This is a genomic window from Allorhizobium undicola ORS 992 = ATCC 700741 (assembly GCF_000621665.1).
In the GTDB taxonomy this organism is placed as follows: domain Bacteria; phylum Pseudomonadota; class Alphaproteobacteria; order Rhizobiales; family Rhizobiaceae; genus Allorhizobium; species Allorhizobium undicola.
The window spans coordinates 343,868-361,878 of sequence record NZ_JHXQ01000002.1; the positions used below are offsets into that span (position 1 = coordinate 343,868).

The window sequence follows — 18,011 nt, forward strand, 5'->3', positions numbered from 1 at the left end:
GCCACCAATTCGAGATTGAGCGACATTCATGACCGTTCCACGGCAGGCCGAAATTTGGCTGAAGTGCCCCACCGGATCTCGGAGGCATCGTGCCTTGCAGGCGGCGAAAAAGGGAGACTGCTTGCCGCATAAAGCATAATCCGACCGGAGCGAAACGAGGATCGAAAGGCGCTCTATTCAAAAAAATAGTCCTTTTTGATCCAGGTTCTTGAGAAGGGCTGGCATGGGCGCTAATTGGCCCGATGGCTGAAGGCCCTCCGGCCATGCTGCTTCCATGCAGTATTTTCAGCCGCAACATCAACCTGTGGCCATGTTTCCATCGCCGCACAAGAAAAGAACCGAAAAAATGGCAGGACTTCAAACGGGCGCAGCATCACGCTCCAGCGCCGCAACCAAGGGCGGCCGCTCCTATACCGGCGCGCTGATGGCCCTCACTTCCTTGTTTTTCCTCTGGGGCCTCATCACCTGCCTCAACGACATTCTCATTCCCCATCTGAAGAATGTCTTTCATCTCAGCTACACACAGGCGATGCTGATCCAGTTCTGCTTTTTCGGCGCCTATTTCATCGTGTCGTTGCCTGCGGGTGCTTTGGTCAAGCGGATTTCCTACAAGTGGGGCATCGTGACGGGCCTGATGGTGGCCGCCATTGGCTGCGCGCTGTTCATTCCGGCAGCAAGCCTTCGCGTTTACGGCCTGTTTCTCGCGGCCCTGTTCGTGCTGGCATCGGGCATCACCATTCTTCAGGTTGCCGCCAATCCCTATGTCACGGTTCTCGGCCCCCCGGAAACATCCGCCAGCCGCCTGACGCTGACACAGGCCTTCAACTCGCTCGGCACCACGGTTGCGCCAAGCTTTGGCGCCCTGCTGATTTTCTCGGCCGCCACGCAGGCCGCCGAAGCGGAAGCCGATGCCGTCAAATTTCCCTATCTGCTGCTGGCGGCGGCCCTGCTCCTGCTTGCCGCCCTCTTTGCCGCTCTTCGTCTGCCTGCCGTAGAGGGCGAGGACGATGCGGCCCATGCGGGCGAAACGGGCGGCTCAGCCTGGCAATATCGCCACCTCGTGCTGGGCGCCATCGGCATTTTCGTCTATGTCGGCGGCGAAGTCAGCGTCGGCAGCTTTCTGGTGAACTTTCTGGCCGATCCATCCATTGCCGGGCTTTCGGAGCAGGATGCAGCCCATTACGTCTCCTATTTCTGGGGCGGCGCCATGATCGGGCGTTTCATCGGCTCATTCGCCATGCGCTATATCGATGACGGCAAGGCGCTGGCCATCAATGCCGTGGCAGCGGGCCTGCTGCTGCTGGCAACGGTGCTGTCCACCGGGCATGTGGCGATGTGGACCGTGCTTGCCGTGGGCTTCTTCAACTCCATCATGTTCCCGACGATTTTCAGCCTGGCGCTGAAGGGCTTGGGTAGGCACACCAGCCAGGGATCGGGCATTTTGTGCCTTGCCATCGTCGGAGGCGCCATTCTGCCTGTCATTCAGGGGGCTCTGGCGGATACCGTCGGCATTCACCTTGCCTTTCTCATGCCCATCCTGTGCTATGCCTATATCGCCTTTTACGGGCTGATCGGCTCGCGCGTCAGAACATAAGGTTTCGGGCGCCAACCGGTTTTAGCGGTAAACATCGCGGCGGAACCAAATGGCCGCCGCGACTGTTGCATGGTCTTGAATAACAGGAGACATGCCATGCAGATTACCTATCACGTCGGCGAACATGATGGCGGTTATGCCTACAGGCTCCGCGATGTCTGGTCCGAACCCTTTCCGGACCATGAAACTGCACTGAAGGCCGCACGTGACGCCGCCGAGCGGCAGCATCTGGAAGGCCGGGATGCGGAGATCACCTATCAGCTTGGCGATGGCACCTGGCGCACGGAACATGCCAGCGGCGGCGACAGGCCGGAAACCGAAGTGGTGGACGATGTTGCCGCGCAGGAACAGGCAATTCCGCCTGAAGACGTCGATAAACATTGAATGACAAGCTTTCCGTGCTTCCAGAAAGCACGGAAGGTTTTTACTGCCGATCGATGAATTTGTTGAAACGGCTGTCCTGACCGTCAGCAGTTTTTTCCTGAAACAGGAATGCCAGCTTGTTGTCATCGAAGATGGACAGGAATTCCTCCCAGCCGATCTGTTCCAGCCCTTCCTCGCCCTCACCGAAATCAATTCGCAGTATACCGCCCTTTCCCTCGCTGCGGACTACGGAAGGATGACCACCGCGTTCTTCGACCCACTGGCGGATCTGTTGATGATCGGTTGTGGTTTGCGATGTGGTCATGGCTTTCTCCTGCGCAGCTTGCCCGCATTGTTGCGACCGGCGCCGCAAGAAGCACGGCTAAGGCAAGCGGAGGTCGCCACCGGTCATGATGACCAACCCGCCTTTCGCCATGAAGTTCCCCCGCAGCGCCTGGCACACGGGTCAAATGCCGGAAACGTTACGCAAATTTTGTTGCCGGTAACGGAAGGCTGCCATGCGTTCCATGCAAAGAGAAATAGTTTGAAAGCTAATTATTTATATCCTACTTATTACCCATGACACAGGATGAACCATCGCACCGCTCCTTCACCACCCGGCTGTTTGCCGCTGCCAGATTATGGCGCCGCTGCATCGACGCCGCTTTGAGCGAACACGCCATTTCCGAAGCCACCGCCGCCCCGCTATTGTGGATCGGCCGGATGGGTGGGGGCGTGCGCCAGATCGCACTCGCCGAACAGATCGGGATCGAGGGCGCATCGCTAGTCCGGCTTCTGGATCAGCTGGAGGGCATGGGCTACATTCTGCGCAAGGACGATCCCACCGACCGGCGCGCCAAGGGCTTGTGGCTCACCTCTGCCGGCGAGGAAATGGCAGGAAAGCTTGAGGCGCTTCTGGATGAGGAACGAAGCCGCCTGCTGCATGACATTCCGCTGGCGGACCTTGAAACGGCCCTTCGCGTTATCACAGTTTTCAACGACCGTTGTGCGGCGGCACGCTCGGCACGCACCAGGGGAGAGGCTTGATGTTGCGCCATGGAGTGCCTTCGGCAAAGGCTGAAAACCCGGTTGCCTTGCTGGCCACGTTAACACAGCGCTTGAGAGCGCCAGTGCTTTTCACCGAAACACGCAGGCGCCATACATGGCGGGATTGGCTTTTTTCCTTCAAGGCCTTCATTGCCGCCATGCTTGCGCTTTATATCGCACTGGCATTCGACCTTTCCCGGCCCTACTGGGCGGTATCGGCTGTCTATATCGTATCCAGCCCCTTTTCCGGCGCCACGAAATCCAAGGCGCTCTATCGCTGTCTCGGCACCATTCTGGGCGCGGTCGCGGCGGTTGCCTTCGTGCCCGTCTTCGTCAACGCGCCGGAACTGCTGTCGCTGGTGGTGGCGCTGTGGACGGGCAGTTTGCTGTTCATCTCCATGCTGGACCGCAGCGCGCGCAGCTATGTGTTCATGCTGGCAGGCTATACGCTGCCGCTCATTGCCCTGCCTGCCGTCAGTTCGCCCGCCAGCGTCTTCGATCTGGCACTGGCCCGCACGGAGGAAATCACCCTTGGCATTCTTTGCGCCAGCTTCGTAAACACCATTTTTCTGCCCTCCAGTGTTGGCACGATCTTTCGCGATCAGGTGGATGGCTGGCTTGCCGATGCAGGCGCCTGGGCAGAGGATATTTTGCGCGGCGAAGGCGCCACCCCAACCACACCGCTCAATCGCCAGAAGCTTGCCACCGATGTTGCCGCACTGGATCAGGTCATCAGCCAGCTCGGCTACGACCCCGCAACCAGAGACGTTGTGCGCGAGGCCCGCGACCTGCGCAGCCGTCTGTTGATGCTTCTGCCGGTTTTCTCCGGTCTTGCCGATCGTCTCCATGCCCTTCGCCAGCCTTACGGCGAGGCAGGAGCCCAGGTTCCTCTGCCGGAAGACCTGCGCCTCCTCCTGAACCGCGCCGCTGACTGGATGAAACAGGGAGCCGCCAGCTCAAAGGATGAAGGCGCCCATGATCTTCTGATCGAGATCGAGCGTCTTGGCGCGCTTCACGGTCGCCAGACGTGGTATCCTCTGCTGCTCTCCGGCGTTCTGGCCCGCCTGAAGGAAGTGGTGCAGCTCTGGCAGGATTGCCTTACCCTGCGCGACACCATGGGCAATCCCGGTCAGGCCGGTCAATTTCAACCGGTCTTTCGCGAACGGAGAATTGCAGCGGGCGCCCGCCATTACGATCATGCCCTGCTTGCCATCAAGGCTGGCACGGTGGTGGCTGGCATTTTCGCCGCCTGCATGATCTGGATTTTTCTCGGCTGGGATCAGGGGGCAGGCTTTGTGGCCATGTGCGCCGTCGCGTCCTCGTTTTTTGCCGCGCAGGATCGGCCCGGTCCACAAATCATGTCCATGCTCATCTGGACAGGCGTGGCCATCCTCACCTCCTTTGTTTATATTTTCGGCATTCTGCCGATGGTCAACAGCTATGAAATGCTGGTGGTGGTCTTCGCGCCCATCTTTCTGCTTCTGGGCCTTCAGATGACCAATCCGGCGCTCACGACCATTGCCATGCTGATGGCGGTCAACAATGCCTCGTTCATTGCCATTCAGGATGCCTATAGCGCTGACATGCTGACCTTCGCCAACAGTTCGCTCTCCACCGTTCTGGGTGTTGGCTTCGCGCTGGTCTGGGTCATGGCAACGCGGCCCTTCGGCGTGGAGCTTGCCGCCAGACGCCTGCTCATGCAGGGCTGGCGCGATCTTGCCGCAACGGCGGCCGGCCGCAGCATGGTGGATCAGGACCGGCTGGCCGCCCGGCTTCTCGACCGTCTCGGCCAGCTTGTACCGCGGCTTTCCACCATAACAACGCAGGATATTCAGGCCGTGGACGGATTGGCCGATGTCCGGCTGGGCTTCAACGTGCTGACCTTGCAGGAAGAGCGCGGCGCTTTCACGCCTGCCGGCGCCGCAAGGGTGGATGAGGTGCTGAGCCAGATTGCCGGCCATTACCGCCAGCAGGTGCGCGCTGCCCGCCCTCTTCCATCGCCACCCTCGCTTCTGGCGGCAATCGACACGGCACTGGATGCCCTGCCGCTGGATGGCGCGCCCGCCCAAAGTCAGAAGGCGGTCAATTCGCTGGTTGGCCTGCGCCGGGTGCTGTTTCCCCATGCGGCACCACCGGACGCGCTGAATGCCGCCCTGCCTTCCTCCTCGCTCCAGCCTGCCGCAGAGTAATATCATGCAAATCGATTTCGACTTTTTCGGGCTCCTCGTGCCTCGCCTGCTGCTTCTGATGTTGCTGGCGCTCGTTCTCAACATGATCCTCCGGCGCATCCTGGGCTGGATCGGCTTTTATCGCATGGTCTGGCATCGTGGCCTGTTCGACATTGCCCTCTATGTCATTCTGCTGGGGGGCATCGCCGCCTTGACCCGCTCCCTGTAACGCTTGCTCCGCAGGCTTCTCCGCAATTCATGCCTTTGGGCATTCTCGCAAGGTGCACTTTGAAAACGCCTTGCCTCAACACGCTATCAACCGCTGGAACTGGTGATGAATACGCTGAAACTCCTTGGCCGGGTGGCCGTAACCCTGATCTTCGTGGCCGCGGCGCTGTTAGCCGCCCGCAATCTCTGGAATTTCTACATGGAAGAGCCCTGGACGCGCGATGGCAAGGTGCGGGCCGATGTGGTGAATATCGCACCCGACGTGTCAGGCCTCGTCAGCGACGTCATGGCCATCGACAACCAGCCGGTTCGCAAGGGCGATATTCTCTTTCGCGTCGATCGCAAGCGCTTCGAGCTTGCCTTGCAGCAGGCTGAAGCCTCCCTGCAACTTGCGCAATCCAGCCTTGCCGAAGCCACGCGCGAGCGCCAGCGTCAGGAGCGGCTGGGCGATTCCGCCACGGAGCAGGCAAGAGACAAGGCCATTTCTACCGAAGAACAGGCCGCCGCTACCTACCGGCAGGCAGTGGCCTCCCGCGATATTGCCAGCCTCAATCTCGAACGCACCGATGTGCGCTCCACCGTGAACGGCACCGTCACCAATCTTTCGCTGCAACCGGGGGATTATGTCTCTGCCGGAACCGCCAAAGTAGCGGTGGTCAATACGGATTCGCTGCGGGTGGAAGGCTATTTCGAGGAAAACAAGCTGCCGCGCATTCAGCCCGGTGCCCGCGCCCGCGTGCATCTTCTGGGGCGTGATGGTGTTCTGGAAGGAACGGTGGACAGTATCGCAACCGGCATCGAAGACCGCGAGCGCTCTTCCTCCACCGGGCTTCTGGTCAACATCACTCCCACCTTCAATTGGGTGCGCCTTGCCCAGCGCGTGCCGGTTCGCATTCGTCTGGATGGCGTGCCAAAGGACATGCCCTTGATTTCCGGTCAGACCGCAACCGTGGAAATTCTGGGCAGCGCCCCCACGGCGAATGCCGCAAAGTAAGCTGATGGATGAGAGATGCTGAAATGAATGTCACGCCGCAGCTTTTTGCTTGCGGCGTGACCAAAGCATTTTCAGAAAAGGCATAATCTGAAGCGCCCTGCCTGCTTCCATGAAACCGGCAAGGCGCTGCTTTTATTCGCCACCGCCCAGCGAGTGAACGTAAACGGCCAATTGCTTCACGGTTGTATCGCCAAGACGTGCCGTCCATGCCGGCATGACACCGTGCCTGGGATGGGCAACCTGCTGGGCAATCTCGGTCTCGCCCTTTACCTTCAGCCAGATGGCGTCAGACAGGTTGGGCGCGCCGACATCGCGGTTGCCCTCTGCCTTTTCGCCATGGCAGGCAACGCAATTGGCGTCGAAGACCGCCTTGCCCGGCGCAACCAGCGCCTCGTTCGAGGCCTTGCCGGAGAGGCTGACCACATAGGCTGCGACCTGCCGGATTTCATCCGGCTTCAGAATCTCTGCAAATGCGGGCATTTCAGAGATGCGGGTTTCAGGATCGCTGGTATAGCGAATGCCGTGCTGAAGGGTGGAGTAGATGGCGTTGATGTCGCCACCCCACAGCCAGTCGTCGTCATTGAGGTTGGGATAGCCCGGCCCGCCTGCCGCGCCGGAGCCGTGGCAGGGCGTGCAGTTGACCTTGAAGGCAGCAGCACCGCCAGCGACGGCAAACTGGGCAAGATCCTTGTCCACCAGAATATCACCCACCGGCAGAGAGGCGATCTTGTCGGTAAAGACGGCTTGGGCCTGTTTGGCCGCCGCCACTTCTTCCGTCACTGCCGCGCGGTTGGTGTAGCCGAACAAGCCCTTGGTGTTGCCGGTCAGGGTTGGCCAGGCCGGATAGACCACGGTATAGCCAATGGCCCAGACGATGGTGGCATAGAAGGTATAGACCCACCAGCGCGGCATGGGATTGTTCAGCTCGCGGATACCGTCCCACTCGTGGCCGGTGGTTTCGACGCCGCTGATTTCGTCAATGTGTTTTTCCGACATGATTAGTCCTCCCTCAGAGGGATGCTGGCGGCTTCATCGGCGTGCTTCTTGCCGCCGGGCCGCAAGGCGAAGATGACTGCGCCGACAAAGAAAAGGGCCATGGCCAAAAGGCCCCAGCTATCGGCAAAGTGACGCATGGCCGTGTAGAGTTCGGTTTCGTCCATGATCCACCTCACCGATAGCCGGTTGCGTCGTCATACTTGGTGAAGTCCACCAGCGTGCCGAGCATTTGCAGATAGGCAATCAGGGCATCCATTTCGGTGACGCGGGTGGGATCACCGTCGAAATCGCCGGTCTTGGCCTTGGGATAGCGGGCAAGCAGGCCCGCCGTATCGGCATTGGGATCGGCCTGGGCGGCAAGGTCGGCCTTGGCGTTGTCGATCATGTCCTGGCTGTAGGGCACGCCAACCTCGCTGTTCACCTTCAGGTCCATGGAGACATTGGTGATCTTCAGCGGCGTTTCCTTCAGGAAGGCATATTTCGGCATGATCGATTCCGGCACGACAGAGCGAGGATCGCTCAGATGCTGGACGTGCCATTCGTTGGAATAGCGGTCGCCGACGCGGGCAAGGTCAGGCCCTGTCCGCTTCGAGCCCCATTGGAACGGATGGTCGTACATGCTTTCGGCCGCCAGCGAATAGTGGCCGTAACGCTCCACTTCATCGCGGAAGGGGCGGATCATCTGGCTATGGCAGAGATAGCATCCTTCGCGGATGTAGATGTCGCGGCCCGCCAGTTCCAGCGGGCTGTAGGGGCGCATCCCTTCCACCTTTTCGATGGTGTTCTGAAGGTAGAAGAGCGGTGCGATTTCCACGATGCCGCCAATGGTGACGACAAGCAGCGAGCCGAGAAGCAGAAGGCTGGCGTTCTTTTCGAGAATCTGGTGTTTATCAAGAATGGACATGGCAGTCCTCCTTATTCGGCAGGCTGGGCATGAGCCGGCATGACGGCACCCGGAATGGGCGCTTCAACCCGCTGATGGCCACGAATGGTCATGAAAACGTTCCAGGCCATGATGATGCCACCGGCCAGATACATGGCCCCGCCAAGCGTGCGCAGCACGTAATAGGGGAACATGGCAGCAACGACTTCGGCGAAGGAATAGACCAGGAAGCCCTGATTATCGTATTCGCGCCACATCAGGCCCTGCTGAATACCGGCCACCCACATGACGGCGGCGTAGACGACGATGCCGAGCGTGGCGAGCCAGAAGTGCCAGTTGACGAGGCGCAGCGAATAGAGGCGCTCGCGGTGCCAGAGTTTCGGCGTGAGGTAATAGACCGCACCGAAGGTAATCATGCCGACCCAGCCAAGCGCGCCGGAGTGAACGTGGCCGATGGTCCATTCGGTATAGTGGCTGAGCGAGTTCACCGTCTTGATCGACATCATCGGGCCTTCGAAGGTGGACATGCCGTAGAAGGCAATGGCAATCACCATCATGCGGATAATCGGATCGGTGCGGATCTTGTCCCAGGCGCCCGAAAGCGTCATCAGGCCGTTGATCATGCCGCCCCAGGAGGGCATCCACAGCATGATGGAGAAGACCATGCCCAGCGTCTGCGCCCAATCCGGCAGGGCGGTGTAATGCAGATGGTGCGGACCGGCCCAGATATACATGAAGATCAGAGCCCAGAAGTGGATGATCGACAGCCGATAGGAATAGACCGGACGGCCTGCCTGCTTCGGCACGAAATAATACATCATGCCCAGGAAGCCAGCAGTCAGGAAGAAGCCCACGGCATTGTGGCCATACCACCATTGCGTCAGGGCATCCTGCACGCCGGAGAAGGCCGAATAGCTCTTCACGCCGAGGAAGGAAACCGGGATCGCCAGATTGTTGACGATATGCAGCATGGCAATGGTGACGATGAAGGCAAGATAGAACCAGTTGGCCACATAAATATGCGGCTCCTTGCGGGTCAGGATCGTGCCGAGGAAGGCAATGAGATAGCCGACCCAGACGATGGTGAGGAACAGGTCCACATACCATTCGGGTTCGGCATATTCACGGCCTTGCGTAATGCCCAGCAGATAGCCGGTGGCAGCCATGACGATGAAGAGATTATAGCCCCAGAACACGAACCAGCCGAGCGTGCCGCCAAACAGGCGCTGCCGACATGTGCGCTGGACAACATAGAAGGACGTGGCGATCAGCGCATTGCCGCCAAAGGCGAAGATCACGCCGGAGGTGTGCAGCGGACGCAGACGGCCGAAGTTGAACCACGGCGCCACATTGAGATCGGGAAAGGCAAGCTGGGCGGCAATCAGCACGCCCACCAGAAAACCGACAACGCCCCAGAACACCGTGGCGATGACGCCGAAACGGATCGGATCGTCGAAATATTCCGCTTTCGACGCGGCAACAGCGCGCTGCTGCCCGATAACGGCGGCGCGCGGCTGGAACTTGATGTGGCGCAGCATGAAGATCGTGCCGATCAGCAGCACGACGAAAGCCACCCACATATGGGCGGCAAAAAGGCTGTCATAGGCGAAACCCGCCCCGAGCAGCGCGGCGAAGGCCATTACGGCCAGCACCATGGTCTCGAAAGTGTAATTCATTGTTGGCATCCCCCAACGCTTGGTGTGCAAGAGCAGAGTCGCGCATGGGCTCCGCGTCATATGCAGGTTTGCCATTGGGTGCGGCCAGGAGCCTTGATTTGGATCAATGCATTTCAGGGGGCGGGGAAGGATACAGGAGCATGAGAGGAAGGGTTTGCGACGAACCGGTTCGCACCCCCTTCCATTACAGCGCCGTGCGTTTTATCAAACGCACGAAGGACGCTGTAACACTTTAAAACTGCTGCATAATTTTTACCTTAAATCGATTCCGATTTAAGGAATTATGCAGTAACAACCCTGGATTACACCTCCGGCAGCCGGGATCAGTCGATCTCCCCGCCGGCATCTGGCGGAGAAGCAGGATGCAGACCAAAACTGATGGCGTTAACGACAATGACCGCCACTGCGCCGGGCCACTCGCCGCAGGCTCCTCCGGGCTTGTGTGGCTGGAAAGCGCGCATTCGGAGCAATTGGCGCTTTGCCGGGAGCTGGAGGAAATTGCCGATTCCCTGCCCTCAAGCGTCAACCGCCAGAAATGCATCTATGCCGCCAAGGCGCTCGGGCCCCTCATCAGCGGCGCCCACCACTATGAGGAGCAGGTGCTGTTTCCATGGCTGGCGGAAAATCTGACCATTCCGCATCTTCAGGAAACGCTGCATCGGCTGAAATTCGAGCATTGCGAGGATGAATGCTTCGCCGAGGAACTGACTGACGCGCTGCTGCGGCTGGGCAGCGGCGATAACGTCAACATGGAGGCCGTGGGTTACATGTTGCGGGGCTTTTTCGAAGGCCTGCGCCGCCACATCGCCTTCGAAAGAGAGCATATTCTTTCAGGGCTCTGAAGAGCGGCCTGAAACAGAAACGCCGGTCTGGGCAAGCCCGACCGGCGTTTTTTTCTTTTACAGCAAGTTTACAGCCCTGCGACCTTCAGCCGCTTTTCGTCACGGCCGCCCTTCATGCGCTCTGCCAGAAGGAAGGCCAGTTCCAGCGCCTGATCCGCATTCAGACGCGGGTCGCAATGGGTGTGATACCGATCCTGAAGATCCTCGGCCGAAAGCGCACGCGCGCCGCCGGTGCATTCGGTCACATCCTTGCCGGTCATCTCGATATGGATGCCGCCTGGATGCGAACCCTCCGCGCGGTGGATCTGGAAGAAGCTCTCCACTTCCGACAGAACCCGTTCGAACGGGCGGGTCTTGTAGTTGTTGAGCGTAATCGTGTTGCCATGCATCGGATCGCAGGACCACACCACCTTGCGGCCTTCGCGCTCGACGGCGCGAATGAGGCGCGGCAGGTGTTCGGCAACCTTGTCATGGCCAAAGCGGCAAATCAGCGTCAGACGTCCCGCTTCATTGGCCGGGTTGAGGATGTCGATCAGGTTCAGCAGATCGTCCGCCTGGAGGGACGGGCCGCATTTCAGGCCGATCGGGTTCTTGATGCCGCGGCAATATTCGATATGCGCATGATCTGCCTGACGGGTGCGGTCGCCGATCCAGATCATGTGGCCGGAGGTGGCGTACCAGTCGCCGGAGGTGGAATCGACACGGGTCAGCGATTCTTCATAGCCCAGCAGCAGCGCTTCATGGCTGGTGAAGAAATCGGTTTCGCGCAGGCTCGGATTGTTGTCGGACGTGATACCAACGGCCTTCATGAAGTCCATGGTTTCCGAGATCCGGTCGGCCAGCTTGCGATAACGGTCGGCCTGCGGGCTATCCTTGACGAAGCCCAGCATCCACTGATGAACGTTTTCCAGATTGGCGTAACCACCCATGGCAAAGGCGCGCAGCAGGTTGAGCGTCGCGGCGGACTGGCGATAGGCCATCAGCTGGCGATGCGGATCCGGGATACGGTCTTCCGGGGTGAATTCGATGCCGTTGATGATGTCGCCACGGTAGCTCGGCAGCTCCACATCGCCCTGCTTTTCCATGTCGGAAGAGCGCGGCTTGGCAAACTGGCCGGCAATACGGCCAACCTTGACCACGGGCTGTTGCGCACCGAAGGTGAGAACCACGGCCATTTGCAGGAAGGCGCGGAAGAAATCGCGAATGGTATCGGCGCCATGTTCGGCAAAGCTTTCGGCGCAATCGCCGCCCTGCAACAGGAAGCCATTGCCCTCGGCAACATTGGCAAGAGCCTTCTTCAAGCGGCGCGCTTCACCGGCAAAGACCAGCGGCGGATAAGAGGCGAGCTTCTGCTCGGCCTTCTTCAACGCTTCGAGGTCGGGATAGGCCGGAACCTGCTTGATCGGCTTCTGCCTCCAGCTGCTCGGGGTCCAATTCTGCGCCATGGTCTTCACCTGCATCTAGAGCGCGCCGGGACTTTTTCCGGCACGCATGAAAGGGAACGATAGAAGCATCGGATCGCGCGGCCAAAACCGGCTTCCGGAACATCCGATGCACGAACGACAAACTCGCCATCGCACCATTTCCGACTGTTGGCGCGAGGTTTCGTACCGCAACCTCGTTTAAAGGCGGCGATGCCCGGCTGCGACCGTCTGCACGGGTGCCGCTGGATGGCGGGCTTATAAACTTTTAAGACCTGAATGAAAAGCGGAAGTTTCCGAGGCTTTCATCCCAGCTCTTCAGACGCGCGCACCGTTGGAAATGCGGTAGCTCGGCGTATACATCGTCACCAGTTCCTCCGCAGCGGTCGGGTGAACGGCCATGGTGCGATCGAAGTCATCCTTGGTGCAGCCAGCCTTCAGCGTAATGCCCAGAAGCTGCGCCATTTCCCCGGCATCATGGCCCAGAATATGCGCGCCGATAACCTTGCGGTCGGCTGCGTTGACAATGAGTTTCATGATGACCTTTTCCGCCCGGCCGGAAAGCGTGGCTTTCATCGGCCGGAATTCGGCGCGGTAGACCTCAAGCTCATCGAAGGCCTTGGCCGCCTCTTCCTCGCTGTAACCGACCGTGCCGATTTCCGGCTGCGAGAATACAGCCGTGGCGATCAGGTCGTGATCGGGAGAGGTCGGATTGTTCCGGTATTCCGTTTCGATGAAACACATGGCTTCGTGAATGGCCACTGGCGTCAGTTGCACGCGGTCCGTCACATCGCCAAGCGCAAAAATGCCGGGAACATTGGTGCGGGAATAGGCATCCACGATAATTGCGCCCTTGCCGTTGGTCGCAACGCCCGCGGCCTCAAGCCCCAGACCCTTCGTGTGAGGGTCACGGCCCAGCGCCAGCATGACCTGGCCTGCAACAATCTCGCCATTGTGCATCGTCGTTGCGACAAGGCCCTTTTCGGTCTTCTCGACCTTTTCGATGACGTCGCCGGTGATAATGCGAATGCCCTTGTCCACCATGGCCTTGTGGACACCCCGGCGCAAATCGCCATCGAACTTCGAGAGGATTTCAACGCCACGGTAAATCAATGTGGTTTTGACGCCAAGGCCATGGAAAATATTGGCAAATTCCACGGCGATGTAACCGCCGCCCGCAATCAGGATTTCGTTCGGCAACGCCGTCAGATGGAAGGCGTCGTTGGAGGAAATGCAAAGCTCGTGGCCCGGCAGCGAAGCATGGGGATTGGGGGCGCCGCCCACCGCAATCAAGATGCGTTCCGCCGTCACCTCGCGACCCGTCGCAAGGATGCGAATGCTGTTGGCGCCCGTCAATACCGCGCGGCTTTCAATGATTTCAGCCCCGGCATTTTCCAGGCCTTTGCGATAAAGTCCTTCAAGGCGAGCGATTTCCTGATCCTTGGCGGCCATCAGCTTTTGCCAGTCGAAGCGCGTCTCGCCCACTGTCCAGCCAAAACCTGCGGCATCTTCGAAATGCTCGTGATATTGCGAGGCATAGACGAACAGCTTCTTCGGAACGCAACCGCGAATGACGCAGGTTCCGCCAAGGCGATATTCCTCGGCAATCGCCACGCGCTTGCCCATGGATGCGGCAAGCCGCGCGCTGCGCACGCCACCCGAACCGCCGCCAATGACGAACAGATCATAATCATACTCAGCCATGGGAAAACTCCGAAAAAGAACGATACAGCCAGACGCGCAATGAGCGTGGACCGGAAATGGTAGGGGACAGGTCTTGGGCCGCCAAGCGCCCTGCCCCTATATGGGAGGTAAGCCTTAAAAAGAAAAGCCCGGAAGAACCGAGCTTTTCGATGTTGCAACGCTGAATACCGGCAAGCGATCAAGGCTTGGCAGCGGGCGCTGCCGGCATTTTCAGCGCTGGCGTTGCCGCAGCCGGAGCCGGAGCCTTGGCGGCAGGCGCCGCAGGGGCGGCAGGCGCTTCAGCCGCCGGCATCTTTGCATCCTTCAACTGGGCGCCAGCAACCTTGAGCAGCGCGTCATTGGTGTTCTTTTCCAGATCACGGGCAATTCCGGCAGCCCAGATGTCGGCGGCCTTGCCAAGCTCGCGATTGGCGACCGGCTGGTCGTTCAGCAGCTTCTTGCCGGCAGAACCGCCGAAGAAGGTGGCAATCTGCTTCAGTTCATCATCGGTAAAGGCCTTTGCGTAAACAATGGCAGCCTCCTTTTCCAGATCGCCACGACGGGCAGCGAGCGCGATGGCCTGCTGGTCAACCGTCTTGTTGATGAGGTCCTGAAGGTTCGGATAGCCCTGAATGAGCTGCGCCTTCAGGCGGGCAGCAAGATTGGGCAGGATATTGTCGAAGATATTGGTAACGCCAAGCGCGGTAATAGCGCTGCGCGCCATCTGGATACGCTCTTCAGGCACATCCTGCGCCCTGACGGCGGGAGCAGCCAAAAGCGACGCCGCAACGAGAAACCCGGCGGTGACGCGGCCGAAAGCTTGATATGTCTTCATAAACTCATGCTCCTTCTAAAACATCTCCGGAAGTCCGCGCCCGCGGTTTTCCATCCGGACATGCGTAAATCCCGGTGAAAGGCCACTTTCGCCCCCTTGAGAGCAATGCAAGCAACCCGCAACATCGTCTCGCCAGAGGATAGCGGCCCGATGCCGCATTAGAGCACTTTTCGACCTGACGACATCAGACCGGCGCTCTAACGCTTTATTTTAAAGGCATAATCTTGTCGATCCTCGTTTCACTCCGGTCGGATTATGCCATGTAAGCAAGAAAGGCCCGCCTTACGCCTGCCTGCCCCGCGGCGCAAGAACCCGCGCCCCCGAGGGTCCAGCAACGACAGCAAGCGATGCCATGCCAATGAAAAGACCGTGCTCGACCACGCCGGGAATCGCGTGCAGGGCTGCCGAAAGTGCCACTGCATCAGGAATGCGGCCAAAAGAAGCATCTATGATGTAATGGCCGCCATCGGTCGTCAGCGTTTCGTCGCCGGTCTTTCGCAGCGAAAGGGTGCCGGAAAGACCAAGCCGGGAGGCGGCCTTTTCAATGGCTATGCGCGTGGCAACGGCGCCAAAACTATTGATCTCGATGGGAAGCGGGAAAGCGCCCAGCATATCCACGACCTTGGTTTCATCGGCAATCACGATCATGCGGGCGGAAGCCGCTGCAACGATCTTTTCCCGGAGAAGGGCTGCTCCCCCGCCCTTTACCAGTGTCAGATCGCCATCCAGCTCGTCGGCGCCATCGATCGTCAGGTCAAGCTCCGGCAGTTCATCGAGAGATTTCAGCGGCACGCCCAGTTCAACGCAAAGCCTTGCGGTGCGCTCGGAGGTGGGAACCCCCTCCACCTTCATGCCGCCCGCCACCTTTTCGGCGAGAAGACGCACGAATTCCTCAGCCGTGGAGCCGGTGCCGATGCCGAGGCGCATTCCGTCCTCAACGTAAGACAAGGCGGCTTCCGCAGCCTTTATCTTCATTTGCCGAACATCCATGCGCCAGTCTCCCCTGCATCGGCCACCTCGATCACCGTGGCTGAGCCCTGCTATTACACGGCTCATCCGGCAAACGAAAGCCCTCTTATCGCCATGGCCTCACCGGGCAGGCACATTGCATTTTTCTCCCATCCACCCTACCCCTTTGCGGCGACGCATTTCACCGACCGGAGACAAAATCCCTTGAGCAAGCCAGTCATCATTTTCGACCTCGACGGCACCCTTGTCGATACCGCCCCCGACCTGATGGCAAGCCTCAACCACACCATCGAAGCCGAAGGATTGCAGCCGGCGGGCTATGACGACATGACCCATCTCGTCGGTCAGGGCGCGAAAATGATGATCCAGCGGGCCTTTACCCTGCGTGAACGTTCACTGGACGAAACCACCCTTGCTCGCCTGCTCGACCGCTTCATTGCCCATTATCGGGCGGGAATGCCCGGCAAGAGCAAGCCCTATCCCGGCCTTGTCGCGGCACTGGACCGCCTTCGCGGCGCAGGCTGCACGCTCGCCGTGTGCACCAACAAGCTGGAAGGGCTGGCGCGGCCGCTGCTGGAAGGCCTTGGGCTGAGCGGCTATTTCGCAGCTGTGACCGGCGGCGACAGCTTCTCCATGCGCAAGCCCGACGCCGGACATATTCTCGGCACACTTCAGCGCGCCGGAAAGCCCGGTGAACCGGCCCTGATGATCGGCGACAGCATCAATGACATATTGGCGGCGAAAAATGCCGGCATCGCCTCGATCGCCGTCCCGTTCGGCTATTCGGATGTGGATGTGCGCAGCCTGGGCGCCGATCGGATCATCGAGCATTTCGACGAGCTGACCCTGGAACTGGTGGAAGGTCTGATCGCCGAAAACCTTGCCCGACGGATTTTCCGCGCATTGTAGCGAATTTCCCGCAAAGCCTATTCGGTTTTACGTCCGGTGACGGCCACCCGCCTTTAACCACTCCCTTACCAAAAAAGATCTTCTTTCCCCTCACCTATGCATTTTTCCGGACGTTCAACTGCGGTTCTTTCTCTGGCTTTCGTGCCAAAGACATCCAATTGCGGCAGATTTGCCACAGTACACCCGGCGTATCTGAAACTCGCGCTCTTCGATCCTCACATTGAAAACCTCGCTTATGCAGCTGTTTTATATCGTTTTTTTAAATCACAGGATATATATCGTTAGAATTTTATTCAAATGCTGCGTAAGTATAATTTCCAAATTCCTACATCAAAACTCGGATTTTAGATAAACTTACATAGCCTTTGAGCGTTGTATTTTGCGAGACCTCAAAAGGTCGGGCGTCATTGTGCTTCCATGACAGGGAGTACCGCAATGGCCCGCAAAAACAGAAAAACCCATGCCATCGGCGCCGCATTTCTCATGCTTGCGGCGGCCGAGCCCGCCTTTGCCCTTTCCGGCTCGATGAAAGTCACCGGACGGGCAAGCCAACCCATAGGTCACTACGAATTTTGTCGTCAGTCCCCTTCAGAGTGCAAGCCGCTGGATGGCGATTCCGGCCCGCTACCTCTTTCACCCGCCCTCTGGCAGGACATCGTAAACGTCAACGTCTCGGTAAACAGCGCGATCAAGCCGGAAACAGACAAGGAGATTTACGGCGTGGAGGAAAAGTGGGCCTATCCCACGACAGCCGGAGACTGTGAAGACTACGCGCTGCTCAAGCGCAGGATGCTGATGCAAAAGGGCATATCCGCTTCCGACCTGCTGATGACCGTGGTGCTGCAACCGAATGGTGAGGGCCACGCCGTGCTGACGGTGCGCACCGACCGCGGGGACTTCGTGCTGGATAACATGCGCGATCAGGTCAAGCTCTGGTCGGAGACCGAATATACCTATCTCAAGCGGCAAGCGGCAGACGATCCGGGTCATTGGATGAAGATTCTCGACGGCCGCGCTCCCGCCTCTGCGACGGTTACTACGGTTGCAGGCAATTGATAGCGGAAAGGTTACGCAAAATCTGAAAGGTTCGGCCCGGTCGTTCCCCGCACAACTCGTCCAGTCCGGGCCACGAGCCGGCTCCGCTGCCACGGAGCCGGCTCACTTTTGTAAGCGCGAAGCCCATGCCTTCGCGGGCACCATCTCAAATCCCCGTCGATGCCGGAGCCTTGCAAGACGTTGTGGCGCGCTGCGCTCACATCATTGCACAGACAGGATGAAGTTCAGGACGCAAGCTGCTGTTTTCGAGGCATAGTCTCGTGATGACCGCCCCTTGCTGGGTAACAGACATTAAGGACGACAACACCCAACTTAAACATTCATTAACCATATGGGCGCAACCTGAT

18 protein-coding genes are annotated in these 18,011 nt (G+C 59.1%); 9 read left to right on the forward strand and 9 right to left on the reverse strand.

Annotated elements, in window-relative coordinates; genetic code table 11:
• Positions 1-346 precede the first annotated feature (346 nt).
• Both T424_RS0103690 and T424_RS20095 read left to right on the forward strand, forming a co-directional pair.
• A complete protein-coding gene (locus T424_RS0103690) occupies positions 347-1,594 on the forward strand; it encodes a sugar MFS transporter (RefSeq protein ID WP_027486525.1) in 1,248 nt (415 codons plus the stop codon).
• Between the two features lie 96 nt (positions 1,595-1,690).
• Positions 1,691-1,978, forward strand: coding sequence for a DUF2188 domain-containing protein (locus tag T424_RS20095; protein WP_051558760.1), 288 nt, complete (start codon positions 1,691-1,693; stop codon positions 1,976-1,978).
• A 40-nt stretch (positions 1,979-2,018) separates the two neighbouring features.
• On the opposite strand, the gene T424_RS0103700 is transcribed toward T424_RS20095, so the two are convergent.
• A complete protein-coding gene (locus T424_RS0103700; RefSeq protein WP_027486526.1) occupies positions 2,019-2,282 on the reverse strand; it encodes a hypothetical protein in 264 nt (87 codons plus the stop codon).
• A gap of 254 nt (positions 2,283-2,536) precedes the next feature.
• Between T424_RS0103700 and T424_RS0103705 the strand changes: the two genes are divergently transcribed.
• From T424_RS0103705 to T424_RS0103720, 4 genes are all read left to right on the forward strand, one after another.
• Complete coding sequence (locus tag T424_RS0103705; protein ID WP_027486527.1) at positions 2,537-3,004, forward strand: MarR family winged helix-turn-helix transcriptional regulator; 468 nt, start codon at positions 2,537-2,539, stop codon at positions 3,002-3,004.
• The gene (locus T424_RS0103710; protein WP_084268374.1) at positions 3,004-5,193 is read left to right on the forward strand and encodes an FUSC family protein; all 2,190 of its coding nucleotides are present in this window, start codon (positions 3,004-3,006) and stop codon (positions 5,191-5,193) included. Before T424_RS0103705 ends, T424_RS0103710 begins: the two co-directional genes overlap by 1 nt.
• Before the next feature lie 4 nt (positions 5,194-5,197).
• Complete coding sequence (locus T424_RS0103715) at positions 5,198-5,401, forward strand: DUF1656 domain-containing protein (protein ID WP_027486529.1); 204 nt, start codon at positions 5,198-5,200, stop codon at positions 5,399-5,401.
• Between the two features lie 105 nt (positions 5,402-5,506).
• Positions 5,507-6,394 (forward strand): efflux RND transporter periplasmic adaptor subunit, encoded by an 888-nt coding sequence (locus tag T424_RS0103720; RefSeq protein WP_027486530.1) that lies wholly within the window; start codon positions 5,507-5,509, stop codon positions 6,392-6,394.
• Positions 6,395-6,526: 132 nt separating this feature from the next.
• Here T424_RS0103720 and ccoP read toward each other — a convergent pair whose 3' ends face one another.
• The 4 genes from ccoP to ccoN are packed head-to-tail and all read right to left on the reverse strand — an operon-like array spanning position 6,527 to position 9,949.
• Complete coding sequence (gene ccoP, locus T424_RS0103725) at positions 6,527-7,390, reverse strand: cytochrome-c oxidase, cbb3-type subunit III (RefSeq protein ID WP_027486531.1); 864 nt, start codon at positions 7,388-7,390, stop codon at positions 6,527-6,529.
• A 2-nt stretch (positions 7,391-7,392) separates the two neighbouring features.
• Positions 7,393-7,554: a CcoQ/FixQ family Cbb3-type cytochrome c oxidase assembly chaperone gene (locus tag T424_RS20100; protein ID WP_037066462.1), complete on the reverse strand. Its 162-nt coding sequence runs from the start codon at positions 7,552-7,554 to the stop codon at positions 7,393-7,395.
• An 8-nt stretch (positions 7,555-7,562) separates the two neighbouring features.
• The gene (ccoO, locus tag T424_RS0103735) at positions 7,563-8,294 is read right to left on the reverse strand and encodes a cytochrome-c oxidase, cbb3-type subunit II (protein ID WP_027486532.1); all 732 of its coding nucleotides are present in this window, start codon (positions 8,292-8,294) and stop codon (positions 7,563-7,565) included.
• 11 nt (positions 8,295-8,305) lie between these two features.
• Positions 8,306-9,949 (reverse strand): cytochrome-c oxidase, cbb3-type subunit I, encoded by a 1,644-nt coding sequence (gene ccoN / locus T424_RS0103740; protein WP_037066467.1) that lies wholly within the window; start codon positions 9,947-9,949, stop codon positions 8,306-8,308.
• Between the two features lie 362 nt (positions 9,950-10,311).
• Between ccoN and T424_RS0103745 the strand changes: the two genes are divergently transcribed.
• Entirely contained in the window at positions 10,312-10,791 is a 480-nt protein-coding gene (locus T424_RS0103745) for a hemerythrin domain-containing protein (protein ID WP_027486534.1), read from the forward strand.
• A 68-nt stretch (positions 10,792-10,859) separates the two neighbouring features.
• On the opposite strand, the gene T424_RS0103750 is transcribed toward T424_RS0103745, so the two are convergent.
• The 4 genes from T424_RS0103750 to rpiA all read right to left on the reverse strand — a co-directional run bounded on the left by T424_RS0103750 (position 10,860) and on the right by rpiA (position 15,720).
• The gene (locus T424_RS0103750) at positions 10,860-12,236 is read right to left on the reverse strand and encodes a class II 3-deoxy-7-phosphoheptulonate synthase (RefSeq protein ID WP_027486535.1); all 1,377 of its coding nucleotides are present in this window, start codon (positions 12,234-12,236) and stop codon (positions 10,860-10,862) included.
• Between the two features lie 294 nt (positions 12,237-12,530).
• Entirely contained in the window at positions 12,531-13,916 is a 1,386-nt protein-coding gene (gene gor / locus T424_RS0103755) for a glutathione-disulfide reductase (protein ID WP_027486536.1), read from the reverse strand.
• Between the two features lie 178 nt (positions 13,917-14,094).
• Entirely contained in the window at positions 14,095-14,730 is a 636-nt protein-coding gene (locus tag T424_RS0103760) for a DUF2059 domain-containing protein (RefSeq protein WP_027486537.1), read from the reverse strand.
• 282 nt (positions 14,731-15,012) lie between these two features.
• Positions 15,013-15,720: a ribose-5-phosphate isomerase RpiA gene (gene rpiA / locus T424_RS0103765; protein WP_027486538.1), complete on the reverse strand. Its 708-nt coding sequence runs from the start codon at positions 15,718-15,720 to the stop codon at positions 15,013-15,015.
• Positions 15,721-15,903: 183 nt separating this feature from the next.
• On the opposite strand from rpiA, the gene T424_RS0103770 reads away from it, so the two are divergent.
• Positions 15,904-16,608, forward strand: a complete 705-nt coding sequence (locus tag T424_RS0103770; protein ID WP_027486539.1) for an HAD family hydrolase — start codon at positions 15,904-15,906, stop codon at positions 16,606-16,608.
• Positions 16,609-17,043: 435 nt separating this feature from the next.
• Positions 17,044-17,664, forward strand: a complete 621-nt coding sequence (locus tag T424_RS0103775; protein WP_027486540.1) for a transglutaminase-like cysteine peptidase — start codon at positions 17,044-17,046, stop codon at positions 17,662-17,664.
• Positions 17,665-18,011 lie beyond the last annotated feature (347 nt).